This is a genomic window from Ruegeria lacuscaerulensis, assembly GCF_013034685.1.
In the GTDB taxonomy this organism is placed as follows: Bacteria; Pseudomonadota; Alphaproteobacteria; order Rhodobacterales; family Rhodobacteraceae; genus Ruegeria; species Ruegeria lacuscaerulensis_B.
This window is the reverse complement of sequence record NZ_WQGO01000007.1, coordinates 60536-75801: the sequence shown is the minus strand read 5'-3', so window position 1 is coordinate 75801 and position 15266 is coordinate 60536. Positions and strand designations below refer to the sequence as shown.

Annotated in this window: 14 protein-coding genes; 3 read left to right on the top strand and 11 right to left on the bottom strand. The window is 58.1% G+C overall.

Annotation, left to right across the window (positions count from 1 at the left end):
- Positions 1-170 precede the first annotated feature (170 nt).
- Complete coding sequence (purC, locus tag GOV80_RS17515) at positions 171-926, bottom strand: phosphoribosylaminoimidazolesuccinocarboxamide synthase (RefSeq protein ID WP_170769672.1); 756 nt, start codon at positions 924-926, stop codon at positions 171-173.
- A 185-nt stretch (positions 927-1111) separates the two neighbouring features.
- Between purC and GOV80_RS17510 the strand changes: the two genes are divergently transcribed.
- Both GOV80_RS17510 and bmt read left to right on the top strand, forming a co-directional pair.
- Positions 1112-1429, top strand: coding sequence for a DUF1476 domain-containing protein (locus GOV80_RS17510; protein WP_170769671.1), 318 nt, complete (start codon positions 1112-1114; stop codon positions 1427-1429).
- A gap of 117 nt (positions 1430-1546) precedes the next feature.
- A complete protein-coding gene (gene bmt, locus GOV80_RS17505; protein ID WP_170786670.1) occupies positions 1547-2560 on the top strand; it encodes a betaine--homocysteine S-methyltransferase in 1014 nt (337 codons plus the stop codon).
- A gap of 3 nt (positions 2561-2563) precedes the next feature.
- Here the strand turns inward: bmt and GOV80_RS17500 are convergent, their stop codons facing one another.
- The 10 genes from GOV80_RS17500 to GOV80_RS17455 form a co-directional block, all read right to left on the bottom strand.
- Complete coding sequence (locus GOV80_RS17500; protein WP_170786668.1) at positions 2564-3340, bottom strand: enoyl-CoA hydratase-related protein; 777 nt, start codon at positions 3338-3340, stop codon at positions 2564-2566.
- A gap of 73 nt (positions 3341-3413) precedes the next feature.
- A complete protein-coding gene (locus GOV80_RS17495; RefSeq protein ID WP_170769668.1) occupies positions 3414-3866 on the bottom strand; it encodes a cytochrome c-type biogenesis protein in 453 nt (150 codons plus the stop codon).
- Complete coding sequence (locus GOV80_RS17490; RefSeq protein ID WP_170786666.1) at positions 3863-5827, bottom strand: heme lyase CcmF/NrfE family subunit; 1965 nt, start codon at positions 5825-5827, stop codon at positions 3863-3865. Before GOV80_RS17490 ends, GOV80_RS17495 begins: the two co-directional genes overlap by 4 nt.
- A gap of 75 nt (positions 5828-5902) precedes the next feature.
- Complete coding sequence (locus tag GOV80_RS17485) at positions 5903-6481, bottom strand: holin family protein (RefSeq protein ID WP_170786664.1); 579 nt, start codon at positions 6479-6481, stop codon at positions 5903-5905.
- Positions 6472-7083 carry a holin-associated N-acetylmuramidase gene (locus GOV80_RS17480; protein ID WP_170786662.1) on the bottom strand — a complete coding sequence of 204 codons (612 nt, stop codon included), beginning with the start codon at positions 7081-7083 and terminating at the stop codon, positions 6472-6474. Before GOV80_RS17480 ends, GOV80_RS17485 begins: the two co-directional genes overlap by 10 nt.
- 119 nt (positions 7084-7202) lie before the next feature.
- Positions 7203-7649 (bottom strand): cytochrome c maturation protein CcmE, encoded by a 447-nt coding sequence (ccmE, locus tag GOV80_RS17475; protein WP_170769664.1) that lies wholly within the window; start codon positions 7647-7649, stop codon positions 7203-7205.
- 7 nt (positions 7650-7656) lie between these two features.
- On the bottom strand, positions 7657-8685 hold the full coding sequence (gene argC, locus GOV80_RS17470; protein ID WP_170786660.1) for an N-acetyl-gamma-glutamyl-phosphate reductase: 1029 nt from the start codon (positions 8683-8685) through the stop codon (positions 7657-7659).
- Positions 8686-8778: 93 nt separating this feature from the next.
- Positions 8779-9588 (bottom strand): glutamate racemase, encoded by an 810-nt coding sequence (gene murI, locus GOV80_RS17465; protein ID WP_170786657.1) that lies wholly within the window; start codon positions 9586-9588, stop codon positions 8779-8781.
- Between the two features lie 8 nt (positions 9589-9596).
- On the bottom strand, positions 9597-10475 hold the full coding sequence (locus GOV80_RS17460; protein ID WP_170786655.1) for a lysophospholipid acyltransferase family protein: 879 nt from the start codon (positions 10473-10475) through the stop codon (positions 9597-9599).
- An 81-nt stretch (positions 10476-10556) separates the two neighbouring features.
- Entirely contained in the window at positions 10557-13976 is a 3420-nt protein-coding gene (locus GOV80_RS17455; RefSeq protein ID WP_170786653.1) for an indolepyruvate ferredoxin oxidoreductase family protein, read from the bottom strand.
- A 170-nt stretch (positions 13977-14146) separates the two neighbouring features.
- Here GOV80_RS17455 and GOV80_RS17450 point away from each other — a divergent pair, with 170 nt between their 5' ends.
- A complete protein-coding gene (locus GOV80_RS17450; protein ID WP_170786651.1) occupies positions 14147-15052 on the top strand; it encodes a LysR family transcriptional regulator in 906 nt (301 codons plus the stop codon).
- The last annotated feature ends 214 nt before the right edge of the window (positions 15053-15266 follow it).

Here is a 15266-nt window from a genome sequence, read left to right as displayed (position 1 = left end):
ACTCCAGCTAAGGGCCAAAAGTCGCGGCCCGTTCCGTTGCGCGGGGGATAGCGCGCCTTTTGCCATTCGACAACCCTTGTCCGCACGCAGTTTGCCGCAGGAACCGGCGCAAAAGCAAAAACGCCGCGCAAGGGCACGGCGTTTCCAGTATTCCACGCAAGCGAGGCAGATCAGTTGATCAGCGTAGGCTTGGTCACATTGCTTTTGGGCAGAACGCCCAGACGGCGCGCGACCTCGGAATAGGCATCCGTCAGGCTGCCCAGATCGCGACGGAATACGTCCTTGTCCAGCTTCTGACCGCTTTCGATGTCCCACAGACGGCAACTGTCGGGGCTGATCTCATCGGCGATAATCAGGCGCTGGAAATCGCCTTCGTACACGCGCCCGATTTCGATCTTGAAATCGACCAGACGAATACCCACCGCCAGCATCATGCCGCTGAGGAAATCATTCACCCGCAGCGCAAGGCTGAGAATATCATCCATGTCCTGCTGGCTGGCCCAGCCAAAGGCGGCGATATGTTCCTCGGTCACCAGTGGATCACCCAGGGCGTCATCCTTGTAGCAATACTCGACGATCGGACGCGGCAATTGCGTGCCTTCGGCAATGCCCAGACGTTTGGACATCGACCCGGCAGCATAGTTGCGCACGATCACTTCCAACGGCACAATCTCGCAGCTACGCACCAGTTGTTCACGCATGTTCAGGCGGCGGATGAAGTGCGTCGGAACGCCAATCTGATTCAGACCGGTCATGAAAAACTCGCTCAGGCGGTTGTTCAGAACGCCCTTGCCGTCGATCACGTCTTTCTTTTCCGCGTTAAAGGCAGTGGCATCATCCTTGAAGTACTGGACGATCGTACCCGGCTCGGGGCCTTCATACAGAATTTTTGCCTTGCCTTCGTAGATTTTCTTGCGACGCGCCATAAGCGACCCTTCCAGACTGACGAGCGGGAATATTCCCGCTTCTTGGCGCTCTCATAGTCCAACCCCCCTTTCCCCGCAAGCGCAGTAAACCGAGAGGCTTTGACGCAGCGCAAATCCCTTGCGTCCGGGCGCGGCTATCGTCATATCATCAATCAAGAAGATATAACCGAAGAGGTCCCCAACCCATGACCACGTTTGACGAACGCGAAAACGCATTTGAAGCCAAATTCGCCCATGATGAGGAAATGCAGTTCAAGGCGCAGGCGCGTTGCAACAAGCTGCTGGGCCTGTGGGCCGCGGAAAAGCTGGGCAAGTCCGGTGCCGACGCTGAGGAATACGCCAAAACTGTTGTGATCGCCGATTTCGAGGAGGCCGGACACGAAGATGTCGTGCGCAAGGTCTCTGGCGATCTGGGCTCGCTGTCGTCGGATGACGAAATTCGTGCCAAGATGGCCGAGCTGCTGCCCCAAGCCAAGGCGCAGGTTCTCAGCGAAACCGACTGAGGGAATTCGCCCCGCCTCATGATCTTCATGAGATTTATGAATTTGCTTTGAAGTCCCGGTCATGAGACATGGGACTTCTTAGTTTTATCGGCTTCGCCGACTTTTTGGGATAGCCCAATGACAAACGCACTGACGAAACTTCTGGAAACCAAAGATGCGATTCTGGCCGATGGGGCCACCGGAACAAACCTGTTCAACATGGGCTTGCAATCCGGTGACGCGCCTGAGCTGTGGAATTTAGACGCGCCTGACAAGATCAAGGCTTTGTATCAGGGCTCGGTCGATGCGGGCAGCGATCTGTTCCTGACCAACACCTTTGGCGGTACATCCGCCCGTTTGAAACTCCACGACGCGCAGAACCGCGTGGCTGAGTTGAACCGCATCGGGGCCGAGCTGGGCCGTGAGGTGGCCGACAAGGCCGGCCGCACCGTGATCGTCGCGGGCTCGGTCGGGCCGACCGGTGAGATTATGGAGCCCGTGGGCAGCCTTTCTCATGAAGGTGCCGTCGAGATGTTCCACGAGCAGGCCGAAGCGTTGAAAGCAGGCGGTGCCGATGTGCTGTGGCTTGAAACCATCAGCGCACCTGAGGAATTCCGCGCTGCCGCCGAAGCCTTTGCGCTGGCCGACATGCCCTGGTGCGGGACTATGAGCTTCGACACCGCAGGGCGCACCATGATGGGTGTGACTTCGGCCGACCTGGCGCAACTGGTTGAAACGCTACCGAACACGCCCGTGGCCTTTGGCGCTAATTGCGGCACCGGAGCATCGGACATTTTGCGTACAGTTCTGGGCTTTGCGGCACAGGGCACTGAACGTCCTGTGATCTCGAAAGGCAATGCGGGTATCCCCAAATATGTGAACGGCCATATCCACTATGACGGCACGCCCGAGTTGATGGGCCAGTATGCGGCCATGGCCCGCGATGCAGGCGCAACAATCATCGGTGGCTGCTGCGGCACGATGCCCGATCACCTGCGCAAGATGCGCGAAGCGCTGGACAGCGCGCCGCGTGGTGTGCGCCCTACTCTGGATCAGATCACGGATGCGCTGGGGCCGTTCTCATCGGCCTCGGACGGCACGGGTGAGGATGCCGTGCCCGAGCGACGGACACGCCGCCGCCGCCGCGCCTGACGATCAGCGCCCCTCGAATTTCGGGGGGCGTTTTTCCATGAAGGCCACGACACCTTCGGCAAAATCACGCGAACGTCCGCATTCGCCCTGCAAATGGGCCTCGATCGTCAGTTGTTCGTCCAGCGTTTTTTCGTAAGTACCACGGATCGCTTTCTTGATCGCGCTGAACCCTGCGGTCGGACCATTTGCCAGATAAGTCGCCCGTTTGCGCCAATGTGCGTCGAATTCCGTGTCTGGGACGGCCTCCCAAATCATGCCCCACTCATCTGCTTGCCGGGCGCTGATCTTGTCCGCGAAAAGTGCGGCGCCCATCGCCTTGGCAAACCCCATCTGGCGCGGCGTGAACCAAGTGCCGCCCGCATCCGGCAACAGCCCGATCCGCGCGAAGGCTTGCAGGAAATAGGCGCTTTCCGTGGCAATCACTACATCGGCACATAGCGCCATATTGCACCCTGCCCCCGCCGCTGGACCGTTCACCGCGGCGATGGTCGGCACGGGGCAGTTGTAGATCGTTTCCAGCATCGGTTCGTATTCATCGCGCAAGGTTCGCTCAAGGTCGATCTTGCCGGTGCTGGACGCATCCCCCAGATCCTGCCCGGAACAAAAGGCAGCGCCCGCGCCAGTCAGCACCACCGCACGCGCATCAGTCGCTGCCTGTTTCATCGCATGAGCGATCTCGGCCCGCATCTGCGCTGTCATCGCGTTCATCTTGTCGGGCCGGTTCAATGTCAGCACCGCCAGATTGTCCGAGATGTCCAGCAACACGGTTTCGTAATTCATCAGGATCCCCCCAAACAACAGTCTTGGGCAAACCCTGACGCAATTACATCACAAGGGAAAGACCGACCAAGGGTTAGTCCTTGAGAATTTGTTCCAATCGCTTCTTTTCCGCCTCGCTGAGCGTATCCGAGCCCGCGGCCTGAACGTCCGAACGTTTTCTCAGGAAATTCCACCCCATCGCAGCGGCGATCAATAGCATGATCGGACCGGCCAGCCACAACATCAGGTTCGACCCCGTAACTGTTGGCTTCAGCAAGACATACTCGCCGTAACGATCTACAATGAACCGGATCGCCTCGTCATCCGTGTCCCCGGCAACCAGACGCTCGCGCAACAATAGGCGCAGGTCACGGGCCAGATCAGCGTTGCTTTCGTCGATACTTTCGTTGCGGCAAACAAGGCACCGCAGCCCGGTGCTCAGATCGCGGGCGCGTTGTTCAAGAACCGGATCGTCCAGCACTTCATCAGGCTGCACCGCAAACAGGGGTGAGGCGATTAGGGCGAAGATCAGGAAAAGGCGCTTCATTCCGCAGGTACTCCGCCACTTGGGGCCTTGCGCGCGCCCGCTGCGACCCGGAACCGCCGGTCCGACAGGCTGAGGAAACCACCCAGCGCCATCAGGATACACCCGCCCCAAATCCAGTTGGCCAGCGGTTTGATATAGGTCCGCATGACCCAGCCGCCATCGGCCTGCTGATCGCCGATCACAACATAAAGATCGCCTAAAAAGCGATAGTCGATCGCGGCCTCTGTTGTGGGCATGCGCGCAACTGGATAGTCGCGCTTTTCGGGATGCAGGCTGCCCATCGGACGACCATTCTTTTCGACCCGAACATCAGCAGTTGTCGAGAAATAGTTGGGACCTTCAACCCGTCTGACATCTTCCAGTGTCAGCGTAAATTGCCCAACCTCGAAAGGTTGGCCAGGTTGTGCGACGCGGATATCCTCGACTTCCCAAGCGGTCAAACCCGCAATGGCAAAGATAGTGACGCCAAGCCCAGTATGAGCGACTGCTTTGCCCCAATCCGCACCAGGCAGTCGGAACAGACGTTGGATGCTGCCTTTACGGCCCGTGCGACTCCACAGGTCCACCGCGGCCCCGAAGGTGATCCATGCGCCAAGAAACAGCCCAACCGGGCCCATGGCGCTGCGGTCGGTCTGCATCGCCCAAACCAGAATGGCCAATGCAACAGCCAGCACAAACGCATAGCGTAGCGAATATGCCGCTTTGCCGATCTTACCCCGCTTCCACGGCAGGATCGCCCCAATGGGCAGCACAAGGCCCAAAGCAATCATGAAGGGCGTGAAGGCGGCATTGAAGAACGGAGGCCCAACGGACAGTTTCCGATCAAACGCCATCTCGGCCACCATGGGCCACATGGTTCCGAAAAAGACCACGAAACAGCTAACGGCCAGCAAGATATTGTTCAGCACCAGCGCGCTTTCTCGGCTGACCATTCCAAAGACACCCTTGGCCTCCATCGCCTGCGCGCGTGCGGCAAACAACGTCAGCGCGCCGCCAATGAAGATCACAAGAATGAACAGGATGAACACGCCGCGTTCCGGGTCGTTTGCGAAGGCATGGACCGAGGTCAGCAACCCCGAGCGCACGATGAACGTGCCGATCAGCGAGAACCCAAATGCGATGATCGCTAGCAGGATGGTCCAGCTTTTCAGCGCTTCGCGTTTCTCGACCACAATGGCCGAGTGCAGCAACGCCGCCGCCAAAAGCCATGGCATGAACGAGGCATTCTCAACCGGGTCCCAGAACCAGAAGCCGCCCCAGCCAAGCTCGTAATAAGCCCACCACGAACCCAGCGCGATGCCAATGGTCAGAAATACCCAGGCGGCCAGTGTCCAAGGCCGCACCCACCGACCCCAGGCTGCGTCCACGCGGCCCTCGATCAGGGCGGCGACGGCAAAGCTGAAGGCCATGCTCAGACCCACATAGCCCAGATACAGGAAAGGCGGATGGAAGGCCAAACCGGGGTCTTGCAGCAGAGGATTCAAGTCCCGCCCATCAAACGGAGCGACGATCAGGCGATCAAACGGGTTCGATGTGAACAGGATAAAGGCATAGAACGCGACACCAATCGCCGCCTGCACTGCCAAGACGCGTGCTTTCAGCGTTGGCGGCAGCCCCGCGCCGAAAATCGCTGCCATACCGCCGAATATCGCCACGATAAAGACCCACAGCAACATGGACCCTTCGTGATTTCCCCATGTGCCGCTGATCTTATAAAGCATCGGCTTTGCGGAATGGCTGTTCTCTACCACGATACGCAGCGAGAAGTCCGAAGTTGTAAAGGCCCAGACCAATGCACAGAAAGAGAACCCGACCAAAATGAACTGAGCGATGGCCGCCGTCTCGCCGAATGTCATCCACCCGGTCCACCTTTTGGCCGCGCCGATCAAGGGAACGATTGTCTGCACAATCGCAACGAGGAACGCGAGGATAAGCGCGTAGTGACCGAGTTCTGTAATCATGGCCCCGGATATAATCCTGTTGCGCCGCAAGCACCAATAACTTTCGCTTAAACAGCACGCACATAGTGTCGCGGGTCAGGCTGTTTTCGCGCGGCGCCACTCTTCAAGTGCCGGGTTCTGGTCCGGGGTCAAGATCGTCTCGGACAGTTCTGCGTCAGGGCCAGGATCCGCCCGACCCATGCTGGTGTGACGTAGCGCATTCAGGGTCTCGATGTTTTCGGCAACCTGGGGTGCGCGCAGGACTGTGGCTGAGATTTCCCGCTGCAAATCCTGTGCCTTGGCCTGATGTCGCGCACCGAAATAAAACGACACGATGACCCCCAAAAGCCACCAAAGCGGCTCGGGCACCAAGGCGATTCCCTGCATTCGGGCGGCAAACCACAGCGGGTCGATCATGGCAGCCACAAACAACCCCATCGTTCCCAGCGCCAGCGCGGGGCGCGGCAGGCGGTTTAACCCGTCGATGAACCGGTCATAGGCGCCTTTCTGCGGCATCTGAAACTCGGCCCCAAACTGCGCAAGCGTTTGGCTTTGAACCGTCGCATCCCGGACAGCGCGGTTTTCGGCATTCTCGCGGAATACCTCAGCGGTTTCACGCACCACGTTGCGCCCTCCTCCGAACAGAAACGTCAAGACATCCGAGATCAATCCCATTGCGCAACCCTTTGCTGAAATTCGCGTTCGTTCAGGTGATAGCGGGCCGAAATGAACTCTTCCGCCCGGCGTATCCACCCGCCCTTCCTTCCGGCCCGCGTTCGCGCGTATTTTCGGGACGCAGGGCGGCGGTCGGCCAGTCGAAAGTAATAGTTCCGGCGCGCAATCCCGTATGCATCAGCCAAGGCTGTTGGGCTCCTTTCGGCCGCCTTGTGGCTGGCCTGCGCGGTTTGCGGCCCGATGGCCCCATCAACCACCACCGCAAACCCCATATCGCGCAGCAAGTGTTGCAGGAGTTTCACGGCCTGCGCGCCGGCATTCACATACATGTCGAAAACTGGGGCCTGAAGACCCTCGGGCAGCAAGGCCAGACGGGGGCGGTCGAAATAATGCGTGACGAAAATCTCGACGGCTCGCGATAGGCTGAGCAGCCTGACATCCTCTGACGTCACCTGACCGTCCGCGTTCAGATCCAGCCCCAGACGCCGCATCGTATGGATTGTGACGCCGTATTTGGTCGCGCCGCCGGGGTCGTCCGGGTCGTCCACGAACCCACCTTCGCGCGCCACGATCTGCTTTGCGATATCCCGAACCGTTTGCATGGCATCCTCCGCATCTGATTGCCGAGAACGCTGGCAGAGAACGGTTAATTCAGAACAATGACAAAGGGCGCTGCAAGGTTCATCCTCGCAACGCCCGTTTACTCAAATCTGAGCGGAGTTCAGCTATCGCTGCCTTCTTTGTAGACTCCTTGTTCCTTGAGCGCATCCACCACCTCTTTTGGCATGTATGTCTCATCGTGCTTCGCAAGGATTTCAGTGGCTTCAAACACGCCATTCACGTAGCTGCCTGTGCCAACCATACCCTGATTTTCGGTAAACAAATCAGGCAGGACACCGGTAAAGGCCACCGGTACACTTTCACCGCCATCTGTGACGACAAAGGTCACAGTCTCACCCTGCCCCCGCACGATTGAGCCTTCTTCGACCAACCCGCCGATGCGAAAAACCTCCGTCGGTTTGGGTGGCTCGGCGATTACTTCGCTGGGGGACCGGAAAAAGTTGATTCCATCCTGCAAAGCCCACCCAATCAACGCCGTCGATGACACCAGGGCCACCACAGCCAGCAGAATGATTTGTACGCGACGACGTTTCTTGAGTGACTTCATGATATCCTCACGGGAACAGAGGGGCCATCATCAGGCCAGAGGTTTCAGTTTCACCTAACATCAGGTTCGCATTCTGCAAGGCTTGGCCACTGCTACCTTTTGTCAGGTTATCCAACGCGCCGATCACAATGGCGCGACGTTCGATCCGGTCGCCCACCACGCCGATATGGCAAAAGTTCGAGCCCCGCACATGATGGGTCGACGGGGTCTCACCGAAGGGCAGCATCTGAATGAAAGGTTCGTGTTCGTAGGTTTTGGCCAGCGTTTCATACACGCTTTCTGGATCGCCTTTCACGTAAGTGGTCGCCAGGATGCCCCGGTTAGCCGGAACCAGATGCGGCGTGAACTGCACATGGACCGGACGTCCTGCCAGGGCCGAGAACTCCTGATCGAACTCACCCAGATGCCGGTGCGTGCCACCCACGGCATAGGCGTTGTACCCTTCGCTGAGTTCGGCATGCAGCAGATTTTCCTTGAGCGACCGCCCCGCGCCGGACACCGCGCATTTGAGGTCCAGAATGATGTCATCCAGATCAATCACCCCGGCCGAGATCAGCGGGCGCAGCACATATTGCCCTGTAGCCGCGTTGCAGCCGGTACCCGCCACCAGACGCGCATCGCGGATATCATCGCGATAAAACTCGGTCAGGCCATAGACGGCTTCGTCCTGCTGCGCCAAAGCGGCATGCGGGTTGCCGTACCATTTCTCATATTCTCCTGGGTCGCGCAGACGGAAATCGGCGGACAGGTCAATAATTTTCAGATCTTTGGGCAGATCGCGGATGACCTCTTGGCTGGTTTTGTGCGGCAAGGCGCAGAAACACAGGTCGATCTGCGAAAAGTCGATTTCAGCTATCTTACACAAGTCCGGCAGATCCATATGGCGCAGATGCGGAAAGACCTGCGCCATGGACTGGCCCGCCTTACGCTCGGCGGCCAGCGCGGTGATCTCCATATTCGGATGCTCGGCGATCAGGCGCACGAGTTCGGCACCGGTGTAACCGGAAGCGCCCAGAATTGCGATTTTATGGGTCATGTCAGACCTCTTCTATTCATATGTCACATATCACGACCGCCGATGCGACGGCCTTGGTTTACGGATTCGTCCGCTTGGCGTCCTTGACCTAAGTCAGACAGCCTCGAATGAGATTTGTCGTCGCAGGAACTGCGTTGCCCGGTCACTGACGAATGCGGGTTTACCGGTGGTCAGAAACCCAGCCTCGCCCTTGCCCAGCATATTTGGATGTCGTTCCAGATAATCTGCAAGGCTTTCGGCCACCAGATCACCTTGGCTAAACACCTGCACATCCGGACCAAGAGCCGCCTGAAAGGTCTCGGCCATAAGCGGGTAGTGGGTGCAGCCCAAAATCGCGGCCTGCGGATCAGGCATCTTGCGTTTGAGCGCATCGACATGGCTGCGTACCAGGGCTTCGGCCAGGATCATGTCGCCGTCCTCGATGGCGTCGACCACGCCGCCACAGGCCTGCGCCTCGACATCCACGCCAATGGCGCGAAAGGCCAGTTCGCGCTGAAATGCACGGCTAGAGACAGTCGCGGGCGTCGCAAACAGCGCCACATGTTTTACGGCAACCTCACGCGGAGGGCTGTTGTCGCCCCATTGCCGTTCGGTCAATGCCTCGATCAGCGGTACAAAGACACCCAGCACGCGCTTGCCCTCGGGCACGCCTTCTTCCTGCATCCGGCGCAGCGCAGCGGCGCTGGCGGTGTTGCAGGCCAGAATCACCAGATCACAGCCGCGGTTCCACAACGCGTTCACCGCCCCGCGGGTCAGGTCATAGATGTTTTCCGCATCCCGCACGCCATAAGGCGCGTGCGCACTATCTGCGTAGTATAGGAAATCCACCTCCGGCAGACGTTTCTGCGCGGCGTCCAGAACGGTCAGCCCGCCCAAACCAGAATCAAAAATACCTACTGCCATTTGCCCCTTCAGGCGCGATGCCGTTCCTCAAACTCATAGCCGTAGTCATAAGACTTCAACGGCTTCGGGGACAGCTCATACGTGGCTTTGCGCAGGAAATCCATCATCTTGCGTGTGTCACTGGCCAGAGGGTCCAGAACGTCGCGGCTGATCGGCTCCCCGATCGCCACTTTGACCGGAGTGTCGACGCGTTTTTTGAACTCTTTGATCAGCAAACCCATGCGCAAAGTGCTGTGCAGATGGCTGGCGATCTGAAACAGACGCGAGGTGTGGCCGTCAAAGAAGACCGGCACCACTGTTGCGTTCGATTTAGCGACCATACGTGCGGTAAAGCCGCGCCAGCCCGGATCCATCGGGTATGAGAACGGCTTAACCCCGGTGCTGACCGTACCGCCGGGGAAAATCCCAATCGCGCCACCGTCACCCAGATAGTTCAGGGCCGTTTTGCGAGTTTGCAAGTTCAGCTTCATCGCTTCTTTGGTATCGTCAAACGACACAGGCAAAACGACCCGGTTCAAGTCCTCGGCCTTGCGGAACACGCTGTTGGCCAGAATGCGGAAATCGCCGCGCGTTTGCGACAGAATATGTCCCATCATCATCCCATCAAGAATGCCATAGGGGTGGTTGGCAATCAGGATCAGTGGGCCGGTATTGGGGATATTCGCGAGCGATCCGCCCACCACATCCAGAGAAAGGCCATAACGGTCCACCATGACCGTCCAAAAATCGCGGCCCTGCGCGACCTCTTGCTCATAGCCGTCCGCGCGTTTGATCAGGCGCATCCGACCCGTCGTGTTTTCCATCAACTTGATGACCATGCGACCGCCTTTGGTTTCGGCGGAATAAGCATAAGAAATGTCACGAGCGACATGGCGGGGCGAAGGCATTGCGGTCTCCGAGGTTCTGTGGCCTGCAACTTAGGTGCAGCCCACAGGTTTGCCTAGAGATCGTGACAGGGATGTGACGATCTATTCCGCTGCTGCGCGCAAATCGGGCCCACCGCTGCGAATGACAGACAACAGTTCCTCGCGCCTTTTGGCGGCCTTGGCTTCGCTTTCCTTCAAGACCGGACCAAAGCCACGAATGTCCAGCGGCAGACGCGCCAGTGCGATCACCGCGTCCCGTGTCTGAGTGTTGATCAGCGGAGTGATCTCTTTGAGATCACGCTCATATTGTTTGATCAGGGCGCGCTCCATCCGACGTTCGGAGCTGTAGCTAAAAATGTCCAGAGGCGTCGCTCGCAAGACTTTCAACTTGGACAAGAGCTTGAGCGGACCCAGCATCCATTCGCCATAGGTTCGTTTTTTCGGGCGACCATTCGGCCCCTTGCTGCCAAGAATGGGCGGGGCCAGATGCAGGGTCATTTGAAAATCGCCATCAAACTCGGCTGTGGCTTTTTCGCGACTGGTCAGCAGCAGACGCGCGACCTCGTATTCATCCTTGTAGGACAGAAGTTTGTGATAGCCCCGCGCCACGGCCTCGCGGATATCGGTATCCTCGAAGGCATCGACCATTTTGCGATACTTTTTGGCCAGACGCGCGCTTTGGTAATCGGTCAGGTGGTTAGCACGGAAATCAATGATCTGATCCAGCGTTTTGGGCAGTTCAGCGACGTTCGGTTTCAGGATATCGGCGACCTGCTGCGGGTGCAGAACCGCCCAGCGGCCGATATCAAAGGCGCGCTTATTGCGTTCCACTGCAGTGCCATTCAATTCGATAGCCTGTTCTATGGCCGAATGGCTGACCGGGAGTAATCCACGCTGCCACGCGGCCCCAAAGATCATCATGTTGGAATAGATCGAATCCCCCATCACGGCGCGCGCCAATGCGGTCGCGTCGAACAGGGAGACATCCTCTTTCAGCCGCGCTTCCAGTGCCAGTTCCAAACGTTCGCCAGGGATACGGAAGGCGGTGTCACGCGTAAAATCACCTGTCACCGTTTCATGGTTGTTGACCACGGCACCGGTCTGGCCTGCACGGGTCAGGCCCAGGGTCTTTGCCCCTGCGGACACGACAAGATCGCCACCAATCAGCGCATGTGCCTCGCCGGTGGCCACGCGGATGGCGCTGATATCTTCGGGGCGATTGGCCAGACGACAGTGGATATGCACCGCACCGCCTTTTTGCGCCAGGCCAGCCATTTCCATCACGCCCGCACCTTTGCCGTCGATCTGCGCCGCCTGCGCCAATACCGCGCCCAGCGTCACCACGCCGGTCCCGCCAATTCCGGTAATCACCACGTTGTGCGTGCCATTGATCTCTGGCAGATCGGGCATTGGCAAATCCGGCAAGTCGATTTCGGTGGTGGCCTCCTTACGGATCTTCGCACCTTCCAACGTGATGAAAGACGGGCAGAACCCGTTCACACAGGAAAAATCCTTGTTGCAACTGGACTGATCAATCGCGCGCTTCCGACCCAGCTCGGTCTCTTTCGGAACGATCGAGACGCAGTTGGATTGAACCCCACAATCGCCGCAGCCTTCACAGATGTCAGTGTTGATGAAGACACGTTTATCCGGGTCCGGGAACGTGCCGCGCTTGCGACGGCGGCGTTTTTCCGCAGCGCAGGTCTGCACGTAAACAATGACCGAGACGCCCTCGATCTCGCGGAATTTTTCCTGAACCTGCATCAGTTCGGCGCGTTCGAACGTATCTACCCCCGATGGCAGCGCCTTGAAATTCACATCTTCCTTTTCGTCATAGACCAAAGCCACGTGCTGTACGCCCATCGCCTTGACCTCGGCCACGATGCGTTCGGCGGTCAAATCGCCCTCATTGCCCTGTCCACCTGTCATGGCAACGGCATCATTGAACAGGATCTTGAAGGTAATGTTCGTCCCCGCCGAAAGCGCCGCCCGGATGGCCTGCACGCCCGAGTGGTTATAGGTCCCGTCGCCGAGGTTCTGAAAGACGTGCGGTGTGGTCGAGAATGGAGCCTCGCCAATCCAGTTCGCGCCTTCACCCCCCATCTGGGTAAAGCCCGAGGTATTTCGGTCCATCCATTGAACCATGTAGTGACACCCTATGCCTGCATAAGCACGGCTGCCGTCGGGCACCTTGGTCGAGCTGTTATGCGGACATCCCGAGCAGAAATAGGGCAAACGCGTCGCGATCTCTTCGGCGTTGTCGGCACGGCGCGACTCGGCCAGTTTGGTAAGCCCCGCACGCACACCGTCGGTTTCACGTCCCTCTTCGATCAGGATATCGCCTAGCTTTTCCGCGATCATAATCGGATCAAGGGCACCGCGGGTCGGGAACAGCTCTTCCCGATGTAGGGTCCCTGCACCGCCTTTGTACCAGCCATACACGCGCCGCCCGCGCCGGTCGTCGAAGATGGCTTCCTTGACCTGAACCTCGATCAGTTTGCGCTTTTCTTCGACGATGACGATCAGGTCCAGCCCTTCGGCCCAATCATGAAAACCCGCCATATCCAGCGGGAAGGTCTGGCCCACTTTGTAGGTTGTGATCCCCAGCCGTTCGGCCTCAGCCTCGTCGATATTGAGCAGCGACAGAGCATGGACCAGATCCAGCCAGTTCTTGCCCGCCGCGACGAAACCGATCTTGGCACCGGGTTTGCCCCAGACGCGCTTGTCCATCTTGTTGGCGTGCGAGAACGTCTCGGCCGCGAAACGTTTGACATCGATGATCCGGGCCTCTTGCAGGTGCGGTGTGTCGCCAAGACGGATGTTCAACCCGCCATCAGGCATGTTAAATTGCGGCGTGACGACTTTGATCCGATCCGGGCTGCCATCGACGACCGAGGTCACTTCGATCGTGTCCTTCATCGTCTTCAACCCGACCCACACGCCCGCAAACCGGCTGAGCGCATATCCGTAGATGCCGTAATCGAGGATTTCCTGAACACCCGCCGGGCTGACAATAGGCATATACATGTCCACCAACGCCCACTCAGACTGGTGCAAAACGGTGGAGCTTTCGCCGGTGTGATCGTCGCCCATCGCAACAAGGACACCGCCATGTTCCGCCGTTCCCGCCATGTTGGCGTGGCGCATCACGTCGCCCGAACGGTCAACGCCGGGGCCTTTGCCGTACCACAAGCCGAACACGCCATCGAACTTGCCGTCGCCCCGCAGACCCGCCTGCTGACTGCCCCAGAGCGCGGTGGCAGCAAGATCTTCATTCAGGCCGAATTGGAAGGTGACATCGCTTTCAGCAAGATGCTTTTGCGCCCGCATCATCTGCTGATCGACCGCACCCAACGGAGAGCCCCGATACCCTGTGACCAAACCTGCAGTATTCAAACCTGCCTGTCGGTCACGTTCCTTCTGCAACAGCATCAACCGTACAAGCGCCTGCGTGCCGTTCAAAAGGACGGGGTTCTTCTCAATATCAAACCGGTCGTTCAGCGATATCTGTGGCTGGCTCATCAGACGTCTCCCCTCGTCAGATCAGTGTGCGTATTTCCCTCGCATTTTAGGTCACAATTTCTGACCTGTATAGGGTTTACCCTCTGTAATCCTGCCAAAATCACAGTTTGAATGTAGAACTTGTTACCTATTTCATATAGGGCTTCCAAAAGATAACGAAAGTTGCGGCGATGGATTGGGACAAGCTTAGGATATTTCACGCGGTGGCCGATGCAGGCAGCCTGACTCATGCGGGCGACAAGCTGAATTTGTCGCAATCCGCCGTCAGCCGCCAAATTCGGGCGCTGGAGGAATCGCTTGATTCGACCCTTTTCCACCGCCACGCACGCGGACTGATCCTGACCGAACAGGGCGAGTTGCTGTTCGACGCCACCTCGGCCATGTCCAAACGTCTGGATGCCGCCGCCGCGCGTATCCGTGACAGTGAAGAAGAAGTGTTCGGCGTTCTGCGCGTCACCACAACGTTCGGCTTTGGCACGCTCTGGCTCGCACCGCGCCTACCGAAGCTTTACGAACAATACCCGGACCTTAACATTGACTTGATGCTAGAGGAGCGGGTTCTGGACTTGCCCATGCGTGAAGCAGACGTCGCCATACGCATGAAAGAGCCCAGCCAGGCTGATCTAGTACGCAAACGCCTGATGACCGTTCAGATGCAACTTTACGCCACGCAAGAATATCTAGAGGAAAACGGCGCCCCTGAGGAGTTGGAGGAAATCGCGAACCATCGGCTGATCAGCCAGACGCCATCTGCGCCACAAGTTGGGGCAAGTGCTGCCATGGTACGGCACCTGATGACCTATAACCCCAGGTCCCTGTTGTCAGTGAACAACTATTTCGGCGTGCTGCAAGGCGTGCTTCACAACCTTGGCATCGGCGTCTTGCCGGACTACGTAACCCAGGATTTTCCGCATCTGGTACCCCTGCTCACCGATATCGAAACTGCAGATGTCCCCGTTTATCTGGCCTACCCCGAAGAACTGCGCCATTCCAAGCGTGTCGCCGCTTTCCGCGACTTCGTGCAGGACGAAATCATCGCGCAGCGCAAACAGTTGAAGCAGATGGGAAAACTCTAGCTATGCACCAAGGTCATAGCGGACATGACCTTTGATCAGTCTGAAACATCTTGATCGTTCATAAAGTGATCCCTAAATGAGCACATGAAGGCGATGATGCTGCAACGCTCATCATCTTCATACCTCCCTGTTGGACTATGGCCGAGCTTAGTGCTCGGCCTTTTTTTTGGCTTCCACCCTTGTCGCCCCCGCAAAACTACTGGGAAAAATTCCT

What these genes read in the sequence shown, in the direction of transcription:
- GOV80_RS17510 (WP_170769671.1), top strand. Translation starts at nt 1,112, where the DNA reads ATGACCACGTTTGACGAACGCGAAAACGCATTTGAAGCCAAATTCGCC.
- murI (WP_170786657.1), bottom strand. Translation starts at nt 9,588, where the DNA reads ATGGCAGTAGGTATTTTTGATTCTGGTTTGGGCGGGCTGACCGTTCTG.
- GOV80_RS17460 (WP_170786655.1), bottom strand. Translation starts at nt 10,475, where the DNA reads ATGCCTTCGCCCCGCCATGTCGCTCGTGACATTTCTTATGCTTATTCC.
- GOV80_RS17500 (WP_170786668.1), bottom strand. Translation starts at nt 3,340, where the DNA reads ATGAATTACGAAACCGTGTTGCTGGACATCTCGGACAATCTGGCGGTG.
- ccmE (WP_170769664.1), bottom strand. Translation starts at nt 7,649, where the DNA reads ATGAAGTCACTCAAGAAACGTCGTCGCGTACAAATCATTCTGCTGGCT.
- purC (WP_170769672.1), bottom strand. Translation starts at nt 926, where the DNA reads ATGGCGCGTCGCAAGAAAATCTACGAAGGCAAGGCAAAAATTCTGTAT.
- GOV80_RS17455 (WP_170786653.1), bottom strand. Translation starts at nt 13,976, where the DNA reads ATGAGCCAGCCACAGATATCGCTGAACGACCGGTTTGATATTGAGAAG.
- GOV80_RS17485 (WP_170786664.1), bottom strand. Translation starts at nt 6,481, where the DNA reads ATGGGATTGATCTCGGATGTCTTGACGTTTCTGTTCGGAGGAGGGCGC.
- argC (WP_170786660.1), bottom strand. Translation starts at nt 8,685, where the DNA reads ATGACCCATAAAATCGCAATTCTGGGCGCTTCCGGTTACACCGGTGCC.
- bmt (WP_170786670.1), top strand. Translation starts at nt 1,547, where the DNA reads ATGACAAACGCACTGACGAAACTTCTGGAAACCAAAGATGCGATTCTG.
- GOV80_RS17450 (WP_170786651.1), top strand. Translation starts at nt 14,147, where the DNA reads ATGGATTGGGACAAGCTTAGGATATTTCACGCGGTGGCCGATGCAGGC.
- GOV80_RS17480 (WP_170786662.1), bottom strand. Translation starts at nt 7,083, where the DNA reads ATGCAAACGGTTCGGGATATCGCAAAGCAGATCGTGGCGCGCGAAGGT.
- GOV80_RS17495 (WP_170769668.1), bottom strand. Translation starts at nt 3,866, where the DNA reads ATGAAGCGCCTTTTCCTGATCTTCGCCCTAATCGCCTCACCCCTGTTT.
- GOV80_RS17490 (WP_170786666.1), bottom strand. Translation starts at nt 5,827, where the DNA reads ATGATTACAGAACTCGGTCACTACGCGCTTATCCTCGCGTTCCTCGTT.